The sequence below is a fragment of the Micromonospora sp. WMMA1923 genome, assembly GCF_049179195.1.
GTDB classification, from domain to species: Bacteria; Actinomycetota; Actinomycetes; order Mycobacteriales; family Micromonosporaceae; genus Micromonospora; species Micromonospora yangpuensis.
Window position 1 is genome coordinate 4357473 of record NZ_JBMHLZ010000001.1, and the last position, 17765, is coordinate 4375237.

The 17765-nt window shown below is 73.9% G+C and carries 18 protein-coding genes and 1 tRNA gene; 8 read left to right on the forward strand and 11 right to left on the reverse strand.

What is annotated here, in order from left to right:
* Positions 1 to 54: 54 nt before the first annotated feature.
* The gene (locus tag ACN28G_RS19600) at positions 55 to 1482 is read right to left on the reverse strand and encodes a cobyrinate a,c-diamide synthase (RefSeq protein WP_421480048.1); all 1428 of its coding nucleotides are present in this window, start codon (positions 1480 to 1482) and stop codon (positions 55 to 57) included.
* A 175-nt stretch (positions 1483 to 1657) separates the two neighbouring features.
* Here ACN28G_RS19600 and ACN28G_RS19605 point away from each other — a divergent pair, with 175 nt between their 5' ends.
* Positions 1658 to 2437, forward strand: coding sequence for an SURF1 family protein (locus ACN28G_RS19605; RefSeq protein ID WP_175440810.1), 780 nt, complete (start codon positions 1658 to 1660; stop codon positions 2435 to 2437).
* A gap of 46 nt (positions 2438 to 2483) precedes the next feature.
* Here ACN28G_RS19605 and ACN28G_RS19610 read toward each other — a convergent pair whose 3' ends face one another.
* The 5 genes from ACN28G_RS19610 to ACN28G_RS19630 all read right to left on the reverse strand — a co-directional run bounded on the left by ACN28G_RS19610 (position 2484) and on the right by ACN28G_RS19630 (position 7906).
* On the reverse strand, positions 2484 to 4031 hold the full coding sequence (locus ACN28G_RS19610) for an ATP-dependent DNA ligase (RefSeq protein ID WP_091447149.1): 1548 nt from the start codon (positions 4029 to 4031) through the stop codon (positions 2484 to 2486).
* Between the two features lie 275 nt (positions 4032 to 4306).
* Entirely contained in the window at positions 4307 to 4513 is a 207-nt protein-coding gene (locus ACN28G_RS19615; RefSeq protein WP_091442660.1) for a hypothetical protein, read from the reverse strand.
* A gap of 113 nt (positions 4514 to 4626) precedes the next feature.
* Entirely contained in the window at positions 4627 to 5973 is a 1347-nt protein-coding gene (locus ACN28G_RS19620) for a dipeptidase (protein WP_175440811.1), read from the reverse strand.
* A 41-nt stretch (positions 5974 to 6014) separates the two neighbouring features.
* Positions 6015 to 7187 carry a M48 family metalloprotease gene (locus ACN28G_RS19625; protein ID WP_421480049.1) on the reverse strand — a complete coding sequence of 391 codons (1173 nt, stop codon included), beginning with the start codon at positions 7185 to 7187 and terminating at the stop codon, positions 6015 to 6017.
* On the reverse strand, positions 7184 to 7906 hold the full coding sequence (locus tag ACN28G_RS19630) for a uridine kinase family protein (protein ID WP_421480050.1): 723 nt from the start codon (positions 7904 to 7906) through the stop codon (positions 7184 to 7186). The genes ACN28G_RS19625 and ACN28G_RS19630 overlap by 4 nt, the downstream gene beginning before the upstream one ends.
* Before the next feature lie 205 nt (positions 7907 to 8111).
* Between ACN28G_RS19630 and ACN28G_RS19635 the strand changes: the two genes are divergently transcribed.
* Positions 8112 to 8513 (forward strand): rhodanese-like domain-containing protein, encoded by a 402-nt coding sequence (locus ACN28G_RS19635; protein ID WP_421480942.1) that lies wholly within the window; start codon positions 8112 to 8114, stop codon positions 8511 to 8513.
* On the opposite strand, the gene ACN28G_RS19640 is transcribed toward ACN28G_RS19635, so the two are convergent.
* The 3 genes from ACN28G_RS19640 to ssb form a co-directional block, all read right to left on the reverse strand.
* A complete protein-coding gene (locus ACN28G_RS19640) occupies positions 8507 to 10120 on the reverse strand; it encodes a cobyric acid synthase (RefSeq protein WP_421480943.1) in 1614 nt (537 codons plus the stop codon). The two genes, ACN28G_RS19635 and ACN28G_RS19640, sit on opposite strands and share 7 nt — an antisense overlap.
* Positions 10117 to 11160: a cobalamin biosynthesis protein gene (locus ACN28G_RS19645; protein WP_421480051.1), complete on the reverse strand. Its 1044-nt coding sequence runs from the start codon at positions 11158 to 11160 to the stop codon at positions 10117 to 10119. Before ACN28G_RS19645 ends, ACN28G_RS19640 begins: the two co-directional genes overlap by 4 nt.
* Before the next feature lie 97 nt (positions 11161 to 11257).
* Positions 11258 to 12067: a single-stranded DNA-binding protein gene (ssb, locus tag ACN28G_RS19650; RefSeq protein ID WP_091442681.1), complete on the reverse strand. Its 810-nt coding sequence runs from the start codon at positions 12065 to 12067 to the stop codon at positions 11258 to 11260.
* A 240-nt stretch (positions 12068 to 12307) separates the two neighbouring features.
* Here ssb and ACN28G_RS19655 point away from each other — a divergent pair, with 240 nt between their 5' ends.
* The 5 genes from ACN28G_RS19655 to ACN28G_RS19675 all read left to right on the forward strand — a co-directional run bounded on the left by ACN28G_RS19655 (position 12308) and on the right by ACN28G_RS19675 (position 15322).
* Positions 12308 to 12868 (forward strand): RNA polymerase sigma factor, encoded by a 561-nt coding sequence (locus ACN28G_RS19655; protein ID WP_421480052.1) that lies wholly within the window; start codon positions 12308 to 12310, stop codon positions 12866 to 12868.
* Entirely contained in the window at positions 12865 to 13329 is a 465-nt protein-coding gene (locus tag ACN28G_RS19660) for a hypothetical protein (RefSeq protein WP_421480053.1), read from the forward strand. Before ACN28G_RS19655 ends, ACN28G_RS19660 begins: the two co-directional genes overlap by 4 nt.
* 166 nt (positions 13330 to 13495) lie before the next feature.
* Positions 13496 to 13915: an HPF/RaiA family ribosome-associated protein gene (locus tag ACN28G_RS19665; RefSeq protein WP_421480054.1), complete on the forward strand. Its 420-nt coding sequence runs from the start codon at positions 13496 to 13498 to the stop codon at positions 13913 to 13915.
* Positions 13916 to 14052: 137 nt separating this feature from the next.
* Positions 14053 to 15141 (forward strand): alpha/beta hydrolase, encoded by a 1089-nt coding sequence (locus tag ACN28G_RS19670; RefSeq protein WP_091447154.1) that lies wholly within the window; start codon positions 14053 to 14055, stop codon positions 15139 to 15141.
* A 108-nt stretch (positions 15142 to 15249) separates the two neighbouring features.
* Positions 15250 to 15322, forward strand: a tRNA-Arg gene (locus tag ACN28G_RS19675).
* 73 nt (positions 15323 to 15395) lie between these two features.
* Here the strand turns inward: ACN28G_RS19675 and ACN28G_RS19680 are convergent.
* Complete coding sequence (locus tag ACN28G_RS19680) at positions 15396 to 16580, reverse strand: tyrosine-type recombinase/integrase (RefSeq protein ID WP_421480055.1); 1185 nt, start codon at positions 16578 to 16580, stop codon at positions 15396 to 15398.
* Entirely contained in the window at positions 16577 to 17182 is a 606-nt protein-coding gene (locus tag ACN28G_RS19685; RefSeq protein WP_421480056.1) for an acyl-CoA carboxylase epsilon subunit, read from the reverse strand. Before ACN28G_RS19685 ends, ACN28G_RS19680 begins: the two co-directional genes overlap by 4 nt.
* A gap of 153 nt (positions 17183 to 17335) precedes the next feature.
* Between ACN28G_RS19685 and ACN28G_RS19690 the strand changes: the two genes are divergently transcribed.
* Positions 17336 to 17527, forward strand: a complete 192-nt coding sequence (locus ACN28G_RS19690; protein ID WP_421480057.1) for a helix-turn-helix domain-containing protein — start codon at positions 17336 to 17338, stop codon at positions 17525 to 17527.
* Positions 17528 to 17765: the final 238 nt, after the last annotated feature.

A 17765-nucleotide genomic window follows, 5' to 3' on the forward strand; every position in this document is an offset into this window, starting at 1 on the left:
GGCTGGGCTGGGCAACGGGGCCGGGCGGGGACTGGTCAGCGGGGCGGGGACTGGTCAGCGGGGCGGGGCGGTGGCCGTCGCGGCGGCCACCAGCCGGGTGGCGATCCCCGGATCGGCGGCCCAGTGCAGGGTGAGCTGGGAGGCGTGCACACCCTGCCAGACGAACCCCTCCGGGGTGCCACCCTCCCAGCTCCAGGCCGGCGTCTGCCCGGCCCGCGGGGTGAGCACCGCACGGTGCTGCTTGTAGCCGACCAGCACCGTGTCGGTGGCGGCGATCACACTGTCGGTACGGGCGGTCGCCGTGCGGTAGCCGATCACCAGGCCGTCGCGGCGGGTCGCGGTCGCGTCGAGCACCCCGCACATCGGCAGCCCGTCCAGCTCCCGGGCCAGCCAGAGCAGCCCGGCCCCCTCGGCGACCACCGGGCGCCCGGTGCGCGCCAGTTCGGCCACGGCGATGCAGAGCCGGCGGTTGGCCGACAGCTCCTCGGCGTACGTCTCGGGCAGTGCGCCGCCCACCACCAGCGCCCGGGTGCCGGGCGGCAGCTTCTCGTCGCGCAGCGGGTCGACCGACACCACCTCGGCGCCGGCGGCCCGCAGCAGCTCGACCGTCTCCGGGTGGCCGTAGCTGCCACCCACCCCGCCGGCCACCGCGACCACCGGTCGGCCGGACGGCACCGGGGCCGCCGCCGTACCCGGGGCCTCGGCAGTCGGGGACGCCACAGGGATCGACGCCTCCCCGGTCAGGATGGCCGGATCGATAAGCGGGGTCTCGACGGTCAGCGGCGGTGCGGAGCGGGCCAGCACCAGCAGCCGGTCCAGGTCGACGGTGGCCGCCACCGCCTCACCGAGCCGACGCACCGCCCGGACCGCCTCGCCGTCGCGGCTCAGCGCCGGCACCACGCCGTGCCGGCGGGCCGGCAGCACCGGGGGCAGCTCGTGCCGGCGCAGCGCGCCGTAGACCGGCACCCCGATGTCGTCCAGCGCCTCGCGCAGCATCGACTCGTGCCGGGACGAGGCGACCTGGGTGAGGATCACCCCACCGAGCCAGAGCTGTTCGTCGTACGACCGGAAGCCGTGTATCAGGGCGGCGACCGACTGGCCCATCGCCGCCACGTCGACCGCCAGCACCACCGGGCTGCGCAGCGCGGTGGCCACGGCGGCCGTGGACTCCTCCTCGGGGTGGCCGCTGACGCTGTCGTACAGGCCCATGGTGCCCTGGACCAGCGCGAGCCCGGCCCCTTCGGCACCGTGGGCGAAGAGCGGGACCAGCCGGGAGCCGCCGACCAGCCGGGGGTCGAGGTTGCGGCCGGGTCGCCCGGCGGCCAACCCGAGGTACGCCGCGTCCACCTGGTCCGGGCCGACCTTGAAGCCGGTGACGGTCAGGTCCCGCTCGGCCAGGGCGGTGAGCAGCCCGACCGCCAACGCGCTCTTGCCGTGCCCCGACGAGGGGGCGCTCAGGACGAGCCGCGGCACGACGGTCATGTCTCTCCTCGCAGAAAACGGGACCCGACGGCGTTCCGGCACCGGAACCGCCCGCGTGACGATACCCGGCCCGCGACACCCCGTGAGCCCGGTCGGAGCGCGCGTCAACGGCCCCGGCCGCCCCGGGTAACCTCGTGCTGTGTACCGGTTCCTCCTGACCCCTCGCTGGCTGGGCATGTTCGCGTTGACGCTGGTCGCCGCGTTCGCGATGGTGCAGCTCGGCAACTGGCAGCTGGACCGCTACCGGGACCGCAGCGCGATCAACGAACGCATCGACGCCAGCGAGCGGGCCACCCCGGTGCCGCTGTCGACGGTGTTGTCCGCCCCGGCCGGCGGCGTCGGCACGGCCGGCCCCGCGCCGGCCTCGACCGACGCCTGGACCCGGATCACCGCGACCGGCCGGTACGACCCGGAGAACGTGGTCCTGGTCCGGGGCCGCACCGTCGACAGCCGGGTCGGCTTCGAGGTGCTCACCCCGCTGGTGCTCGCCGACGGCACCGCCGTGCTTGTCGACCGGGGCTGGATCCCGCCGGCACCCGGTGGGGCCACCGCCCAGCCGGAGGTGCCGGCGGTGCCGGCCGGCGAGGTGACCGTGGTCGGTCGGGTGCACGAGAGCGAGAGCGGCGCGGGCACGGTCGACCGGCGCAACGGGCTGCTGGAGACCCGCCGGGTCGCCGTACCGCGCCTGGCCGAACAGCTGCCCTACCCGGTGTACGGGGCGTACGTGCTGCTGGACGAGCAGACCCCGGCCGCCGACCCGCTCTTCAAGGCGGTCTCCGTCGGCCACGCCAACAACTGGCAGAACCTCGGCTACGTGGTGCAGTGGTGGGCGTTCGCCGCGATGTCGCTGTTCGGGTACGGCTGGGTGGCCCGCCGGGAGGCCCGCCGCGCCGCCGGTGGCGACACCCGCCCCCTGGACCGCGCTGCCGAGCCCGACCCCGCGCCCACCGGCTGAACGCCAGCCGGCCCGGCCCCCTCGCCACCGCCTGACCCGACCCCGCTCAGCCGCCGCGGTGACCGGCGTGGATGGCCCGGACCGTGTCGATCGTGTCGGCCTCCGCCGCGGTCTTGTCGTGCCGGTAGCGCACCACCCGGGCGAAGCGCAGCGCCATCTGACCGGGGTACCGGGAGCTGGTCTGCACCCCGTCGAAGGCGATCTCGACCACCTGCTCCGGCCGGACCCGGACCACCCAGTCGCCGTGCTCGACGGCGAGGGCGAGGAACCGCTCGGTCTGCCAGGCCAGCACCTCGTCGGTGAGCCCCTTGAAGGTCTTGCCGAGCATCACGAAGTCACCCGTGCCCGGATCCCGCGCGCCGAGATGCAGGTTGGACAGCCACCCCTTGCGCCGGCCACTGCCCCACTCCACCGCCAGCACCACCAGGTCGAGGGTGTGCCGGGGCTTGACCTTGACCCAGCCGGAGCCGCGCCGGCCCGCCTCGTACGGGGCGTCCGGAGCCTTGACCACCACCCCCTCCTGACCGGCGTCGAGCGCGGCGGCGAAGGCACCACCGGCCTGCTGGGCGTCGTCGACCGCCAGCCGGCCGACCAGCAGCCCCGGGTCGACCGCACCGGCGAGCGCGGCCCACCGGTCCCGCCCCGGCCGGTCGATCAGATCCTCCCCGTCGAGGTGCAGCAGATCGAAGAAGTACGGCGTCAGCACCGTCTCCGATCCGGTCGCCGCGGCCCGCACCGCCGGTGCCACCCGGGCGGCCCGGCTTGAGGTCTGCTGGAACGGCAGCGGCCGGCCGGTCTCGTCCAGCCCGATCGCCTCGCCGTCGAGGACCAGTTGCCGGGTGGGCAGCGCCCGGACGGCGGCGACCACCTCGGGCACCCGGGCGGTGATGTCGTCGAGGCTGCGGCTGAAGACCGCGATGTCGGCCGCGGACCGGTGCACCTGGATGCGGATGCCGTCGAGCTTGACGTCGACCACCGCCGGGGTGCCGGTGACGGCGAGCGCGTCGTCAACCGACGGGGCGCTCGCCGCCAGCATGGGTGCCAGCGGGCGCCCCACCTGGAGGCCGAAGGCGGCCAACGCCGTGGCCCCACCGGTGAGCGCGGCACCGGCGACCATCCGCAGGTCACCGGTGAGCAGCAGGGCACGGCGGACGGCGTTCACCGGCACCTCGGCGGCCCGGGCCACCGCCTCGGTCAGCAACCCGGCCTGGGCGCCCTGGCGCAGCTCGCCACTGAAGAGCCCGACCAGCATCCGTTGCTCGTCGGCGGTGGCCGCGCCGAAGAGCGCACCGAGCAACGCCCGGCGTCGGGCCTGCGAGCCCACGCCCTGCACGGCGGCGATCTCGGCGATCGCGGCGTCGACCGCCGCCACGGTCAGCGTCGGCTCGGCCGCCGGTGGCGGCAGGTCACGCAGGCTCGCCCCGCCCACCCCGGTCTGCCGTTGCCGCAACTCCCCGGCGAGATAACCGGAACCGGCCGGCAGCTCCACCGGCTCCAGCCGGCGCAACGCGGCGGCCAGCAGCTCCACCTTGGCCCGCCGGCCGGAGGTCGCCGTCACAGCGGCGGAGGTGGCCGCCAGGTCGATGAAGCGCACCACCTCATCCTGCCAGCTGGCTGCGACAATGCGGGGCTTTGCCGGACCAGGACGCCGGGTGGAGCAGGCACCCACGGCGGGGCGCGGCCCGGACGGGATGCCGCGCCGGGGCTCGGCTCAGCCGGCGACCGCCGGGGTTGGGCCCGGACCGGCGGTTGCCGCCACCGGTCCGGGCCCACCCGCCCCGGGCTCCGCCCGCTGCCGGCTCCCGCAAGCCGGCAGCGGCCGGACACCCGGCGCGTCCCCGCCACCGCCGAGCCTCGGCGCTGCCGGTCTCAGACCGAGACCGGCTCCTCGACGCGCAGGCCTCGGGCCCGCACCTCGTCGGCGACCCGGGACAGCACCGAGTCGAGTGCCACCAGGGCGGCGGAGAGTTCACCGAGCTGTTCCTTGAGCGTGTCCTCAGACCACGCGGAGACGTCCACGTCCCCCAGAGCACCGGCGGCGGCTGCCAGCCGCACCATCACCTCGTTCGTACTCATGTTCGAAAGCCTAGCCCAACCCGGGCCGCGACACGCCGCAAACCCGCACGTCACACCGGCTGTTACGGTTTCTACACCGAACCTGCTCCGGTGCCCGCCACCTGCCCCGGCGGTCAGCCGACCGGACGTGCGGCGACCCGGGACAGCAGCAGCGCCTCGGCGAGGCAGACCCGGGCGAACTCGGCCAGGTGCAGGCTCTCGTTCGGTCCGTGTGCCTGGGCGTACGGATCCTCCACCCCGGTGATCAGGATCGCGGCCTCCGGGAACAGGCGCTGGAAGTCGGCGATGAACGGGATCGACCCACCGAGGCCGATGTCCACCGGATCGGTGCCGTCCCAGGCGGTCCGGAACGCCGAGCGGGCCGCCTCGAACATCGGCCCGGACGCATCGATGACGCAGGAGTCACCGTCCTGCTCCAGGGTGACCTCGACCCGCGCGCCCCACGGCGCGTGCGCCTCAAGATGGGTACGTAGGGCGTCGTACGCGCGCTTCGGGTCGTCACCCGGCGCGAGCCGTACGTTGAGCTTGGCCTTTGCCGCCGGGACCAGCGCGTTCGGTGCCGCACCGGTGGCCGGGGCGTCGATGCCGACGACCGCCACCGACGGCCGGGTCCAGATCCGGTCGGTGATCCGGCCGGTACCGATCAACCGCACCCCGTCGAGCAGGCCGGCCTCGGCCCGGAACCGGTCCGACGGGTAGTCGACCGTCGCCTCGTCCCCGCTGGTCAGGCCGGCCACCGCCACGTCACCCGCATCGTCGTGCAGGGTGGCGAGCAACCGGGACAGGGCGGTCAGGGCGTCCGGCACGGCACCACCGAAGAGGCCGCTGTGCACGGCCTGGTCGAGGGTCCGCACCTCGACGAAACAGTTGACGATGCCGCGCAGCGAGGTGGTCAGCGCCGGCACGCCGACGTCCCAGTTCGCCGAGTCGGCGATGACGATCACGTCGGCGGCCAACTCGTCGCGGTGCTCGGCGAGCAGCCGCTCCAGCGACTCGGAGCCGTACTCCTCCTCGCCCTCGACGAAGAGGACCACCCCGACCGGTAGCGCGTCGCCGAAGGCCCGCAACGCGGCGACGTGCGCCATGATGCCCGCCTTGTCGTCGGCGGCCCCGCGCCCGTAGAGCCGGCCGTCCCGCTCGACCGGCTCGAACGGGTCGGACTCCCACTGGGACAGGTCACCGACCGGCTGGACGTCATGATGGGCGTAGAGCAGCACGGTCGGCGCGCCGGGCGGCGCGGCCCGCCGGCCGATCACCGCCGGCTGCCCGCCGGCGGCCACGATCGTCACCTCCAACGAGCAGCCGCGCAGCAGCTCGGCCACCGCCTCGGCGGACCGCTCGACGTGCGAGTGGTCGAAGCCCTCGAACGCGATGCCGGGGATCCGGACCAGGCGTTCCAGGTCGGCGCGGACACCGGGCAGCTCCCGTTCGACGGCGGCTCGCAGCTCGGCGTCCGACATGATCGGTCTAGTCATGCCGGCATGCTATGCCGGCCGCACCGCTACCGTTCTGCGCCGGTGCCGGCGGTGCTGGTGCCGGTGCCGGGGCCGGGGCCGGCGGTGCTGGTGCCGGTGCCGGGGCCGGCGGTGCTGGTGCCGCTGGTGGCGCCGGCCCCACTGGTGGCGTCCGGGCGGGCCCGGCCGGCCGCGTCCATCCAGGACCGGGCCCGGCCGGCGGCCCCGCCCATCCACCCGCCGAGATCGCTGGCGCCGTCACCGACCCGACGCAGGAGCCCCACCAGCGGGTCCGTCGAGCTGGCGAACTCCTCCCGGTACGCCTCGGCCGCCGCCTTGATCTCCTCCGACACCTTCGCGGCACCGTCGGTGGACCGGCGCGGATAGTCCCCGGCCAACACCCGCCCGTACGCCCCGGAGTCGACCCACTGGCGCAGCTGCGCGGCCCGGGCCACCGGCACCGGGTGGGTGCTCCACGCGGTCATCCGGAGCTTGTGCAGACTGTCCCGCAGGTCACCGCCGCCCTCGTACTCGGCGGCCTGCTCCAGGAACGCGGTGGTGTCGATCTGGGTCAGGTCGCCGCCGCCGGCGAGCTTCATCAGCAGCCGCAGCGCGGCGGCCGGATCCTGGCCGGCGAGCAGGCCGGCCCGGTCGGCGGAGAGTTCCGCCTTGCGCCACCACTCCAGCATCGCCGCGCTGATCCCGCGCAACGCCAACGCGCCGACCGGCAACCAGCTCAGGTTCGCCGTCCAGCGGGTGAGCAGCATCAGGATCGTCTTGTAGACGGCGTGCCCGCTGACCACGTGTCCCAACTCGTGGCCGAGCAGGCAACGCAGCTCGTCGTCGTCGAGCTGCTGCACGCAGGCGGAGCTGAGCACGATGAACGGCTTCTCCAGGCCGATCGCCTCGGCGGTCAGCCACGGTGACTGCGTCACGTACAGCTCGGGCAGCTCGGCCAGGTCCAGCGCGGTGGCCGCCTCGGCGTACCGCTGGTGCAGCCGCGGGTACTGCCGGTGGTCGACCCGGATGCCGGCGGCCAGGTACGACAGCCGGAAGGCCCGCTCGTTCCACATCCCGAAGAACGACTTCACCAGGTCGTCGAAGCCCCGCAGCTCACGGAGCGCGACCAGGGCACCCCGGTCGGCCGGGTGCTCCCAGGCCCGGGAGCTGATGCCGGTCAGGGCGATCCGGCGGCGTACCGGTGCGTCGTCCGTGCTCATCTGCTCCCCCTACGCGTCGCCGTCGACTTCCCCGCATCGTGCCGCACCTGGTCAAGCCCGTCCATTCGAGGACCACCGCCCCGGTCCGTCGGGCGGGCCCGGCGGCGCAGGTAGTAGCGCTGGGCGTCGTGGGGCAGTCGGGGGGCTCCGTCGACCACCAGGTCCACGCACCCCGCCGTGTCATCCACCGCGAAGTGCGCCCCCTCCCCGGCGTGCCAGCGGTGCAGCTCGGGCAGGATTTGCGGACCGTCCCGGGCCACCGCCCGGGACAGGCGCAGCGCCGCCGGCGCGGTCACGAACACCGACAGGGTCAGCTCCCGCCGCACCGTCGCCCGCGCCGCACTTACCCCCTCGACCACCACCACCGGCGCGACCGGCACCGGCACCGCAGCCGGCAGGAAGGCCCGACGCACCCAGCTGTACCGGTGGTACGCCCCGGGCCGACCGGCCCGCAGCGGCGACAGCACCGACTCCTCCAGCCGGGACCAGAAGCTGAACTGGTCGGCCCAGCCGTCGAGCAGGTCGTCGGTGTGCACCACCGGTGGCCGCCCGGCACCCGACGCCGTGGCCAGGGCGTCCGCCAGGCGCGCCGCGAAGACGCTCTTGCCCGCGCCACTGGGCCCGTCCACCGCCACCAACCGGGTACGCCCCAACCGCGCCGGCCCGACCAGCACCCGTTGGGCCAGATCGGCGTACGCCTCCATCACCGCCACCGCCACCTCGTCGACGCTAGCCGCCCTGATCTGGCGGGGCCGGCCGGAATCTGGCGGGGCCGGCCGGAATCCGTCCGGGCCGGGCGGACCTCGTCGGCAGCCGGCCTGAGGGCGGGTCGCCTCGTTCGCGTGACGGTGGAGGTGGCATCGCGCTGTTCGCGGGGCGAACGGGCACCGGGAACGGCATCATCGGGTGGTGCCGCATGACGTGATGAGCCCGGGCGTGGACGCCCTGTTGGAACAGGCCCGAGCCGGGGTACGCCGACTCACCCCCCACCAGAGCGTCGAGGCGGTACGCGCCGGGGCGCTGCTGATCGACACCCGCACCGACGTGCAACGCCGGGCGCAGGGCGAACTGCCGGGGGCGATCGTGATCGACCGGACGGTGCTGGAGTGGCGGCTGGATCCGGCCAGCGCCTGGCACATCCCCGAGGCGACCGGGTACGACCAGAAGATCATCGTGGTGTGCCGTCAGGGCTACAGTTCCAGCCTCGCCGCGGCGAGCCTGCAGGCGCTCGGCCTGCGCCGGGCCACCGACATGATCGGCGGCATGCAGGCCTGGTTGGCCGCCGGCCTGCCCACCTCCGACCAGCCCGCCGACGTCCGCTACTGACCACCACCGGTGCGAGGCCCCTGGCCGGTACCGGCAACGACGCCACCGGCCGGCCTGGGGGCGCCGGGTGGGACGAAGGGCAGGTCGGCGGGCGGGCCGGACTCGATCAGCTGCCAGAGCGCGTCGGTGTCCAGGTGTTCCTCGACCAGGTCGCCGAGCAGGTCGAGGCTGCGTTCCCGGGCGGCGGCGAAGGAGGTGGCCGGCGCGGGGCGGAACCCGTGCCGGCCGGCGAGCCGGGCGACGTCGGTGAGGAATCCGCGCCGGAACTCGTCGGACTCGAACGCACCGTGCCAGTGGGTGCCGTGCACCGCCCCGAGCACCGCTCCCTCCCGACCGTCACCCGCGCCACCGTTGGGCACGCCGGTGAACAGGGCGGGCAGGGCCGGGTCGGCTGCGGAGACGTACCCGTGGTGGATCTCGTAGCCGCGCACCGGGGCCCCGGTCGCGGCGGTGCCCACCGACTGGCGGACGGTCTTGCGTGCGGCGAAGGTGATCTCGACGGGGAGCAGCCCCAGCCCCGGCACGCTGCCCCGGCGGCTCTCCACCGGATCGTCGATGACCCGGGCGAGCATCTGGAAGCCGCCGCAGATGCCGAGCAGCGGGCGACCGGCTGCCGCGTGGGTGAGGATCGCGTCGGCGAGGCCGGTCTCGCGTAGCCAGGTCAGGTCGGCCACGGTGGACCTGGTGCCGGGCAGCACGATCAGGTCGGCGGCGGCGAGTTCGGCGGGCTCGACGGTGAGCCGGACCCGTACGCCCGGTTCGCTCGCCAGCGCCTCGACGTCGGTGGCGTTGCTGATCCGGGGCAGCCGGACCACCGCGACGTCGAGCCACTCGGTGCCGTGCGGGGCCGCCGGCCGGCCGAGCACGCGACCGTAGGCGAGCGAGTCCTCGGCGTCCAGCCACAGGTCGACGTCCCAGGGCACCACCCCGTACGTCGGACGGCCGGTCACCTGACGCAGCATGTCCAGCCCCGGTCGGAGCAGCCCGAGGTCACCCCGGAACTTGTTGATCACGAAGCCGGCGAGCAGGGCCTGGTCGGCCGGGTCCAGCAACGCGAGGGTGCCGAACATCGAGGCGAAGACGCCGCCCCGGTCGATGTCACCGACCACGATCGTCGGCAGGCCGGCGGTCCGGGCCAGCCCCATGTTGACGTAGTCGCCGGCCCGTAGGTTGATTTCCGCCGGGCTGCCGGCCCCCTCACAGATCACCACGTCGTACGCGGACCGCAGCTCGGCCAACGCCGCGTACGCGGTCTCGGCGAGGCGGGGCCGCAGGCTGCGGAAGTTGCCGGCGGTGACCGTGTCGACGGCCTCGCCGAGCAGCACCACCTGGCTGGACAGATCACTGCCCGGCTTCAACAACACCGGGTTGAACCGCAGGTCGGGGGCGATCCCGCAGGCGGCGGCCTGCATCGCCTGGGCCCGGCCGATCTCGCCGCCCCGGCCGTCGGCGTCGACCACGACTGCCGAGTTGTTGGACATGTTCTGCGCCTTGAACGGCGCCACCTTCACTCCACGCCGGCGCAGCCAGCGGCAGATGCCCGCGGTCAGCACGCTCTTGCCGGCGTCGGAGGTGGTGCCGGCGACCAGCAGCCCGCCCCCGCTCACCACCGGCCGGTCACCGCCCCGGCCGTCCGGGCCACCGTCCTGCGGCCGTGCCGGGCGACCGTCCTGCGGCCGTGCCGGGCGGCTAGGGCCACCAGGCGGCCCAGGGTCACCGGATAGACGGCGGCCACCCCGAGGGCGGCGAGCCCGACCGCGCCGGAGATCCGAGCCGCGCGTTTCAGGTGCCGGGCCTCGGGCCGGGGCCCGTCGCCGAGGAAGGGACGCACCTCGCTGCGTCCGAAGTACACGTTGCGCCCACCCAGCCGGACACCGAGCGCCCCGGCCATCGCCGCCTCGCACTGCCCGGCGTTCGGACTGGGGTGGTCGTTGCGGTCCCGGCGCCACACCCGCCAGGCCTGTTCCCGCTCGCCGTGCGCGGTGGGCGCCACCGCGATGGTCAGCAGCCCGGTCAGCCGGGCGGGCACCAGGTTGAGCAGGTCGTCCAGGCGGGCCGCCGGGGTGCCGAAGCGGGCGTAGCGGGGCGACCGGTGGCCCACCATCGCGTCGAGGGTGTTGACCGCCCGGTAGCCGAGCAGGCCGGGCAACCCGGCGAACGCACCCCAGAGCAGCGGTGCGACGACGGCGTCGGAGGTGTTCTCGGCGACGGACTCGACGGTGGCCCGGGCCAGCTCCGGCTCCTCCAGCAGTGCGGGATCCCGGCCGCAGAGGTGCCCGAGCCGGTTACGGGCGGCGAGCAGATCGCCCCGGCGCAGGGCCCGCCGCATCACCGTCGCCTCGTGACGCAGCGTGTGACCACCGAGGACGGTCCAGGTGCCGGCCGCGACCAGCACCGCCCGGCTCACCGGGCGGTGCCGGGTGGCCAGGGTGGCGGCCACCCCGAGCAGCACCGGAGCGCCGACCGCCAGCCCGGTGAAGACCGCGCCGGCCAACGGATCGGGCCGGTAGGTGCGCCGCTCCAGGGCAGCGACGGCCTGCCCGTACCCGGCCACCGGATGCCACCGTCGGGGGTCACCGAGCAGCGTGTCCAGGGCGTACCCCGCCACGAGCCCCACCGCGTTCGCCGCAGCCAACGTCTGTCGCACTCCGTCACCCCCTTTGGGCGGCCAGCCTAGTCCTACGCTGCGTCACGGGCTACGGTGCGTCACCGTCGGCCGATCCGACGGATGCGCCGCCCCGCCCTCAGGCCGGCGTCGGCACCCGCCCACGCCCCCGGCGGCGGGCCGGCCGGTCCTGCCCCAGCGGCTCGTCCGCCGTCTCGCCACCCGGTCCGACCGGCTCCTCCGCGCTGGCCGGGACTGCCGCATCGCCGCGCCGGGCCGTCGGGTCGGGAACGGCGTCGAGGTCTCCCCCGACGGCTTCCGTGCCGAACGGTGACAGCTCCTCGTCCTCCCCAGCACCGTCACCACCGGCCGGGGATCCGCCAGCGGCCGGGCCGCCGAAGGGGGGCATGTCCAGGGGCGACGGGCCGGGTCGCGGGGCACGCAGGCTCGGCAGCTCGAACTCCTCGTCGAACGGGGTGTCGTCGAAGATGGCGGGGGCCTGCTCGGCGGGGACCGCCTCGGTCGGCTCGCCGTGCACCCGGTGCTCCGCCTCGGAGTCGGCCGTGGCGCTGGTCGTGGTGGTGGGCCGGTTGCGCGCGAAGCGGCTGCGCCCCCGGGACAGGTCGTGGCCGACCGCCACCGCCTCCAACTCGTAGAGGGTGCGGTGGTTGCCGGCCTCGTCGGTCCAGTCCCGGGTGTAGAGCCGCCCGGCCACCACCACCGGGTCGCCGACGGCCACCGAGGCGGCCACCCCCTCGGCCAGCCGGCGCCAGCAGTTGACCCGGACCCGCAGGCTGTTGCCGTCGACCCAGCGCCCGCTCTCCCGATCCAGCCGACGGGCGGTCGAGGCGACCTTGAAGTTGGCCACCAGGGTGTTGCTCTGGGCGGTACGCCGCCACTCCGGGGCGGTCAGAACGTTGCCGATGATCGTGACATTGGTGTCGTACATCGTTTCTCCCTGGGGAAGGGGACAACTCGGTGGGTCGAGACTCGCCCGGCCACCCGACCGGGTCCACCACGATCGGCCTGGCTGTGGACGACCGACCCGGCTGTGGACAACCGCCTGATCATCGACATTTGTGCTAGGCGACACCGTCTCCCTGGTCAGCCCGGTCGGAGCCGCCGGTGAACCTCGACCGCCCGATCGCCGACTGTCCGCACATGACGATTCGATCCGAGAGGAGCCGGGGTGGACGTACCGCGATCTGACGCGCTGCTGGTCGTACGGGCGCAGCTCGGTGACCGGCGGTCGCTGGGCGAGTTGGTCGACCGGTGGCACGAGCCGCTCTGGCGGTACGTACGACGTCTGCTCGACGCGCCGGGCGCGGCCGACGACGTGGCCCAGGAGGCCTGGGCTGCGGCGTTGCGGTCGCTGCCCCGGCTGCGGGAGCCGGACCGCTTCACCCCCTGGCTGTTCACCATCGCCCGCCGGGCGGTGCTCAACCACCTACGGGACCGGTACGGCCGGGCCGAGTCCCCAACCGCCGGGCATCCCGACGAGACCGCAGAAGCGGACGAGGCCGTCCCGGACGACGTGCCCGGGGTGCTGGACCGGCGGCAGGTCGAGGAGGGGCTGGCCGGCCTACCGCCCCGGGAGCGGGACGTGCTGGTGCTGTTCTACCTGTACGACTTCCCGCTCACCGACTGTGCCGAGGTGTTGCAGGTGCCGCCCGGCACGGTCAAGTCCCGCCTGCACCGCGCCCGCCGGATGCTGCACGCCCAGCTCGTCGAGAAGGGATACCACGAATGACCGACCGCCCCGGATTCACCCCGGACGACGTGCTGCGCGGCCTGGCCCTGCCCCGCCGGGTGGCGCTGGTCGTCGCCGGCCTCGGCGGCCTCGCCATGGCCATCCTGGTCAGCACCCTCTGGGCCACCGAACCGGACCCGCTGCCCACCCGTACCCGGATCGCCTTCGCCGGGGTGATCGTCCTCGGCCTGGCCTGGGCCGGTGTCGCCGGCTGGACGCTGGCGCGGCGACCGCTCTTCGCCGCCGACCGGGTGATCGCCGCCGGCCTCGCGCTGGTGGCCAGCGTCACGGTGAGCGCCGCCACGGTGGCCGTCACGGCAGCCCAGGCCGGGCCGGCGGCGGTGCTGACCGCCCTCGGGGTGGGCGCGGTCGCTGTGGTCGCCGCGGCCGGGACGCTGGTCCGGGCCCGCGCCCACCGGCGGGCGCTGCTCGACCGGGCGCGGCGGCTCGGGAACTCGTGAGCATCGGACGTTCCGGACGCCGCCGGGTTGGGTACAGCTTCGGACAACAGAGCACCAACGACGGTCCCCGCCCCTCGGGGTGGCCCGTCCGATCGAAAGGGCCACGGAAGATGACTTTCTGCCCACTGGGTACGACCGCCGTCCGCGCCGAGGGTGAGGTGCGGCGATGAGCGCCGTGGCGAACCCGGCGACCGTGGCCGAGTGCCTGCGGGTCGGTGCCGGGTTCTCGCAGGGCGACCGGAACTGGATCGCCGAGCAGTTCGCCACCCTGGACTCCCGGCTGGCCACGTTCCACGCCGACGCCACCGAGATCGAGGTCTCGGTCAAGGACCGCGAGGCCCGGGGGCAGCGGGTCACCCTGGAGTGCTGGATCGCCGGCCGGCAGAAGATCGTCACCACCTCCAGCGAGATCGACCTGCACGCCGCGCTGAACGACGTCCGGGACGACCTGCGTCGCAAGCTCAACGACCAGAAGACCCGCCAGGAGCCGCGCAACAACAAGCACCTCCGGGACGTACCGGTCGTCACCGAGCCGGTCGAGCTGCCCGAGCCCGGCCAGCCGCGCGCCGAGGCCGACCCGGCCTGAGGCGTACCCCGGTGGTCTTCCGCGCCCCCGGACCAGGCCCGATCCGGCCGGTCCGGGGGCGCGGTGCGTCGCGGTCCGCGGTGGCGCTCACCACCGGGGCTACCGCCGGGTACGACTGCGGGCGTACCGTCACGGACGTGGAACCGGACGTGTTGGGGCCGCCGTACGAGCGGCACACCATCGACCTGGGCACCGACGACGAGGGCGCGGTGGTCGCCACCCTGGTCCGCCGCCGGGCCGACCGCCCGACCGGCCGGGCCGTGCTCTACGTGCACGGCTTCGTCGACTACTTCTTCCAGACCCACGTGGCCGACTTCTTCGTCGAGCGCGGCTGGGACTTCTACGCCCTCGACCTGCGAAAGTACGGTCGCAGTCTGCTGCCGCACCAGACCCCGAACTTCTGCTGCGACCTCAGCGACTACTTCCCCGAGCTGGACGCCGCCGTCGAGATCGTCCGCGCCGACGGGCACGACACCGTACTCGGCATGGGTCACTCCACCGGCGGCCTGATCCTCTCGGTCTGGGAACACGCCCGCCGCGCCGCCGGCGGCGTCGACGGCCTGGTGCTGAACAGCCCGTTCTTCGACATCAACGCCCCCTGGCTGGTCCGCCGCCCGCTGGTCGCCGCCGTCGCCCGGCTCGGCCGCCGCGCGCCGCGCCGGATCCTCCCCCTCGGCCTGGCCACCGTGTACGGCGAGAGCCTGCACGCCGACCACCACGGCGAGTGGAGCTACGACCTGGCCTGGAAACCGCTGGGCGGCTTTCCGGTACGCGCCGGCTGGCTCAACGCCATCCGCAACGCCCAACGGCAACTGCGCTCCGGCCTGGCCATCCCGGTGCCGGTGCTGCTGGCCTGCTCCACCCGCAGCTTCCGGGGCCGCCGTTGGCAGGAGTCCGCCGCCCTGGCCGACGCCGTCCTGGACGTCGAACACATGGTCCGCTGGGCCCCCCGCCTCGGCCCACACGTCACGCTGGCCCGCTTCGACGGCGGCATGCACGACCTGACGCTTTCCGGCCCGGCCGTCCGGGAACGCGTCTTCGCCGAGGTCGGCCGCTGGGCCGAGGCCTTCCTCGCCACCGGCCCGACCACCGCCGGCCCCGACGCTGCCTCCGCTGGTGCTGTTTCCGGCGCGGCCGGTGCTGTTTCCGGGGCTGCCGGCTCACTGCCGGGGAGTCGGCGGCCGGCCGACGCCGACCCGGCCGGCGTCGCCGCCACGAGCGGCTGAAACCACTTCCCGGGTACGCCCCACCCGGGCCACCCTGGGCCGGCACGCACCCGTTCCTCCCATCGCGGGCGGGTCGGCGGTACCCTCTTGGCGCGACACGCACGCCGCGCGCCCGTAGCTCAGCGGATAGAGCAGGGGACTTCTAATCCCAAGGCCGCAGGTTCGAATCCTGCCGGGCGCACCGTTCTTCACCTGCGACGACTGTAACCCATCGACTGGCGTCCGGGGAAGTCCGTTGCAGTTCCCGTTGCAATTTAGTTCCACAGGGCGCCGCCGATGCCCTCCGCCGCCGCCCGGGAAAGCTCCGGTGCGACGTGCGAGTAAGTACCCAGCGTGAGCCCGATCTGTGAGTGTCCGAGCAGCTCCATCACCACCCGGGCGGCCACGCCCTGCGCCAGCAGGATGCTCGCCGCTGTGTGCCGCGCGTCATGCAGGCGGGCATCCCGCACGCCCGCCGACCGCAGCAGAGACTTCCACCCCGCCCAGTCCGCCCGCGGGTCGATCGGCCGGCCCGTCACCGACGCGAAGACCAGGCCGTCGAGCTGGCGGCCGTCGAGGGTCGACACCTGGCCGTCCCACAAGCTGCGCGCGTGCTCCCGCTCCGCCTCCTGGGCAGCACGATGCTCCCGCAGCGCGGCGGCCAGCTGCTCCGGCAGCACGATGCTCCGCTTGCTCGCCCGTGACTTCGGCTCGACCAGGACGAGCCCGTACCCCGTGAGCCGTTGCAGTTGCCAGCGAACCCGGATCACCCCGGCGTCGATGTCGACGTGGTCCCACAGCAGGCCCAACGCCTCACCCTGCCGCAGACCCAGAGCGAGCGCCACCGACCATCGGGCAGCGTTGCGCCGCTGCGGCCGGGCGTCGAGCACCGCCAGGATCGCGCGGGCGTCCGCCGTGGTGAGCGGCTGCACCTCCTCGCGGCTGAGGCTGGGCGCGTCGACCAGCTCGCACACGTTGCGTGCCACCCGGCCGCGCTGGTGCGCCACCTTCAACGACCGCGACAGGATCCGATGCAGTTGCAGCACCGTCGCCGGCGCCATGCCGCCCTTCTCGCAGCTGCGGTAGAACTTCTCGACGTGCTCCGGTAGCAGCCGGTCAATCCGGTGCGCCCCGATGCCCGGCACCAGGTGCGCGGTCACCTTCGACCGGTAGCCCTGCAACGTCGACGGGCGCACCTTCCGCGCGGCGATGTTGTCGAGCCAGTACGCCAACCACTCCCCCACCGTGGTCGACTTCCCCGCAGCGGTGGCGGTGCCGTCGTCGCGCTTGCGCTCCAGCTCGCGCACCTTCGCCGTGACGACCTTCTCGGTAGGCCCTTGGACGTGCCGGCGGTCGGTGCGGCCGTTGTCCTTCACGCCCATGGTCACGTAGCCGTGCCAGCGGCCGTCAGAGCCCTTGAAGATCGAGCTGCGTCCGTTCGCCCTGCGTCCGCTGGTCATCCCGCACGCCCCCGACGAGCGGGCGGGAGGTGGCCACGACGGCGGGCCTCAGCGATCCACCGATGCACGGTCGGCACCGGCACGCTCGCCTCCTCCGCCAGGATCGGTGCCGGGGCGGACGTTGACACGATGAGGTCGTTGTACGCATCGGCAACCTGGCGGTAGAACCCATCGGGGTTCGACCCGTCCGGCCTGGTCAGCGGCTTCCGGCGTCGCCTCCACGCGTGGCTGGCTCCAGGGGTCTCCCCGCTGGGCTGTGGGGCTTTCTCCAGGTAGGCACCCAAGGCCGCATCGATCGCCGCGAACTCCTCGGGGAACAGGTGCCCCCGGTCAGCGAGGCTGCGGAGCACGTCGTCATCAACGGCAAGCTTCGCGTTCAGCATGCCGAACTTCGGGTGGTTGAGCGCCGATTCGATGCGCGCCATGGGGATCGAGCGCAGCGCCTGGGAGTCGAGCGGGCCGCCGGCCACCATCACGGCGTCGACGGCCCGGCGGCCATCCCGCTCCCCCACCCTGGCGAGCACCCTTGGATGGTCACCGGGGCCAGCAAGCCGCAGCTCTACCCAGCCGTCCGCGACGACCGTGATCAGGTCAAAGTGCATGCCGCCACAGTAGGTGCGGGGGGTTGTGCGCGCAAGGAAGGCGAGACACGCGCAGATGCTAGCCAACTTGCGCGGACTGGGGCAGACGCGTAACTTGGCCGGCACATCGCCCGATCAAGTTGGGCAGGACTTCGGTAACGAGGGAGCACCCCCATGGAGCCGTTGCTACTCACCCCCGAGCAGGCCGCAAAGCAGCTCGGCATCGGCCGAGCAACGATGTACACCCTGATCAGCAGCCGCGAGGTAGAGAGCGTCAAGATCGGCCGCAGCCGCCGCATTCCTCAGACCGCCATCGCGCAGTACATCGAGAAGCTGCGTCGGGAGCAGAGCAAGGCGGCGGCGTGATGTACCTGTATCGCGCATACGACCACGCCGGCCGTCTGCTCTACGTCGGCATCACGACCTGCCTGCACGAACGCGTCAAGGGTCACCGACGCACGTCGAAGTGGTACCCCGAAGTGCAGTCGTGGGAGGTCGACGACATGGGCCGTGCGTGCTCCTGGACCACCGCTCACGACGCGGAGGTTCGGGCCATCAAGGCTGAGGACCCGATCCACAACGTGGCGCACAGCCCTCGATGGCG

Bases quoted from the DNA above. Each gene is read 5' to 3' on its own strand.
- ACN28G_RS19605 (WP_175440810.1), top strand. From the start codon at position 1,658: ATGTTCGCGTTGACGCTGGTCGCCGCGTTCGCGATGGTGCAGCTCGGC.
- ACN28G_RS19635 (WP_421480942.1), top strand. From the start codon at position 8,112: ATGAGCCCGGGCGTGGACGCCCTGTTGGAACAGGCCCGAGCCGGGGTA.
- ACN28G_RS19615 (WP_091442660.1), bottom strand. From the start codon at position 4,513: ATGAGTACGAACGAGGTGATGGTGCGGCTGGCAGCCGCCGCCGGTGCT.
- ACN28G_RS19680 (WP_421480055.1), bottom strand. From the start codon at position 16,580: ATGACCAGCGGACGCAGGGCGAACGGACGCAGCTCGATCTTCAAGGGC.
- ACN28G_RS19660 (WP_421480053.1), top strand. From the start codon at position 12,865: ATGACCGACCGCCCCGGATTCACCCCGGACGACGTGCTGCGCGGCCTG.
- ACN28G_RS19690 (WP_421480057.1), top strand. From the start codon at position 17,336: ATGGAGCCGTTGCTACTCACCCCCGAGCAGGCCGCAAAGCAGCTCGGC.
- ACN28G_RS19665 (WP_421480054.1), top strand. From the start codon at position 13,496: ATGAGCGCCGTGGCGAACCCGGCGACCGTGGCCGAGTGCCTGCGGGTC.
- ACN28G_RS19600 (WP_421480048.1), bottom strand. From the start codon at position 1,482: ATGACCGTCGTGCCGCGGCTCGTCCTGAGCGCCCCCTCGTCGGGGCAC.
- ACN28G_RS19625 (WP_421480049.1), bottom strand. From the start codon at position 7,187: ATGAGCACGGACGACGCACCGGTACGCCGCCGGATCGCCCTGACCGGC.
- ACN28G_RS19620 (WP_175440811.1), bottom strand. From the start codon at position 5,973: ATGTCGGACGCCGAGCTGCGAGCCGCCGTCGAACGGGAGCTGCCCGGT.
- ssb (WP_091442681.1), bottom strand. From the start codon at position 12,067: ATGTACGACACCAATGTCACGATCATCGGCAACGTTCTGACCGCCCCG.
- ACN28G_RS19685 (WP_421480056.1), bottom strand. From the start codon at position 17,182: ATGCACTTTGACCTGATCACGGTCGTCGCGGACGGCTGGGTAGAGCTG.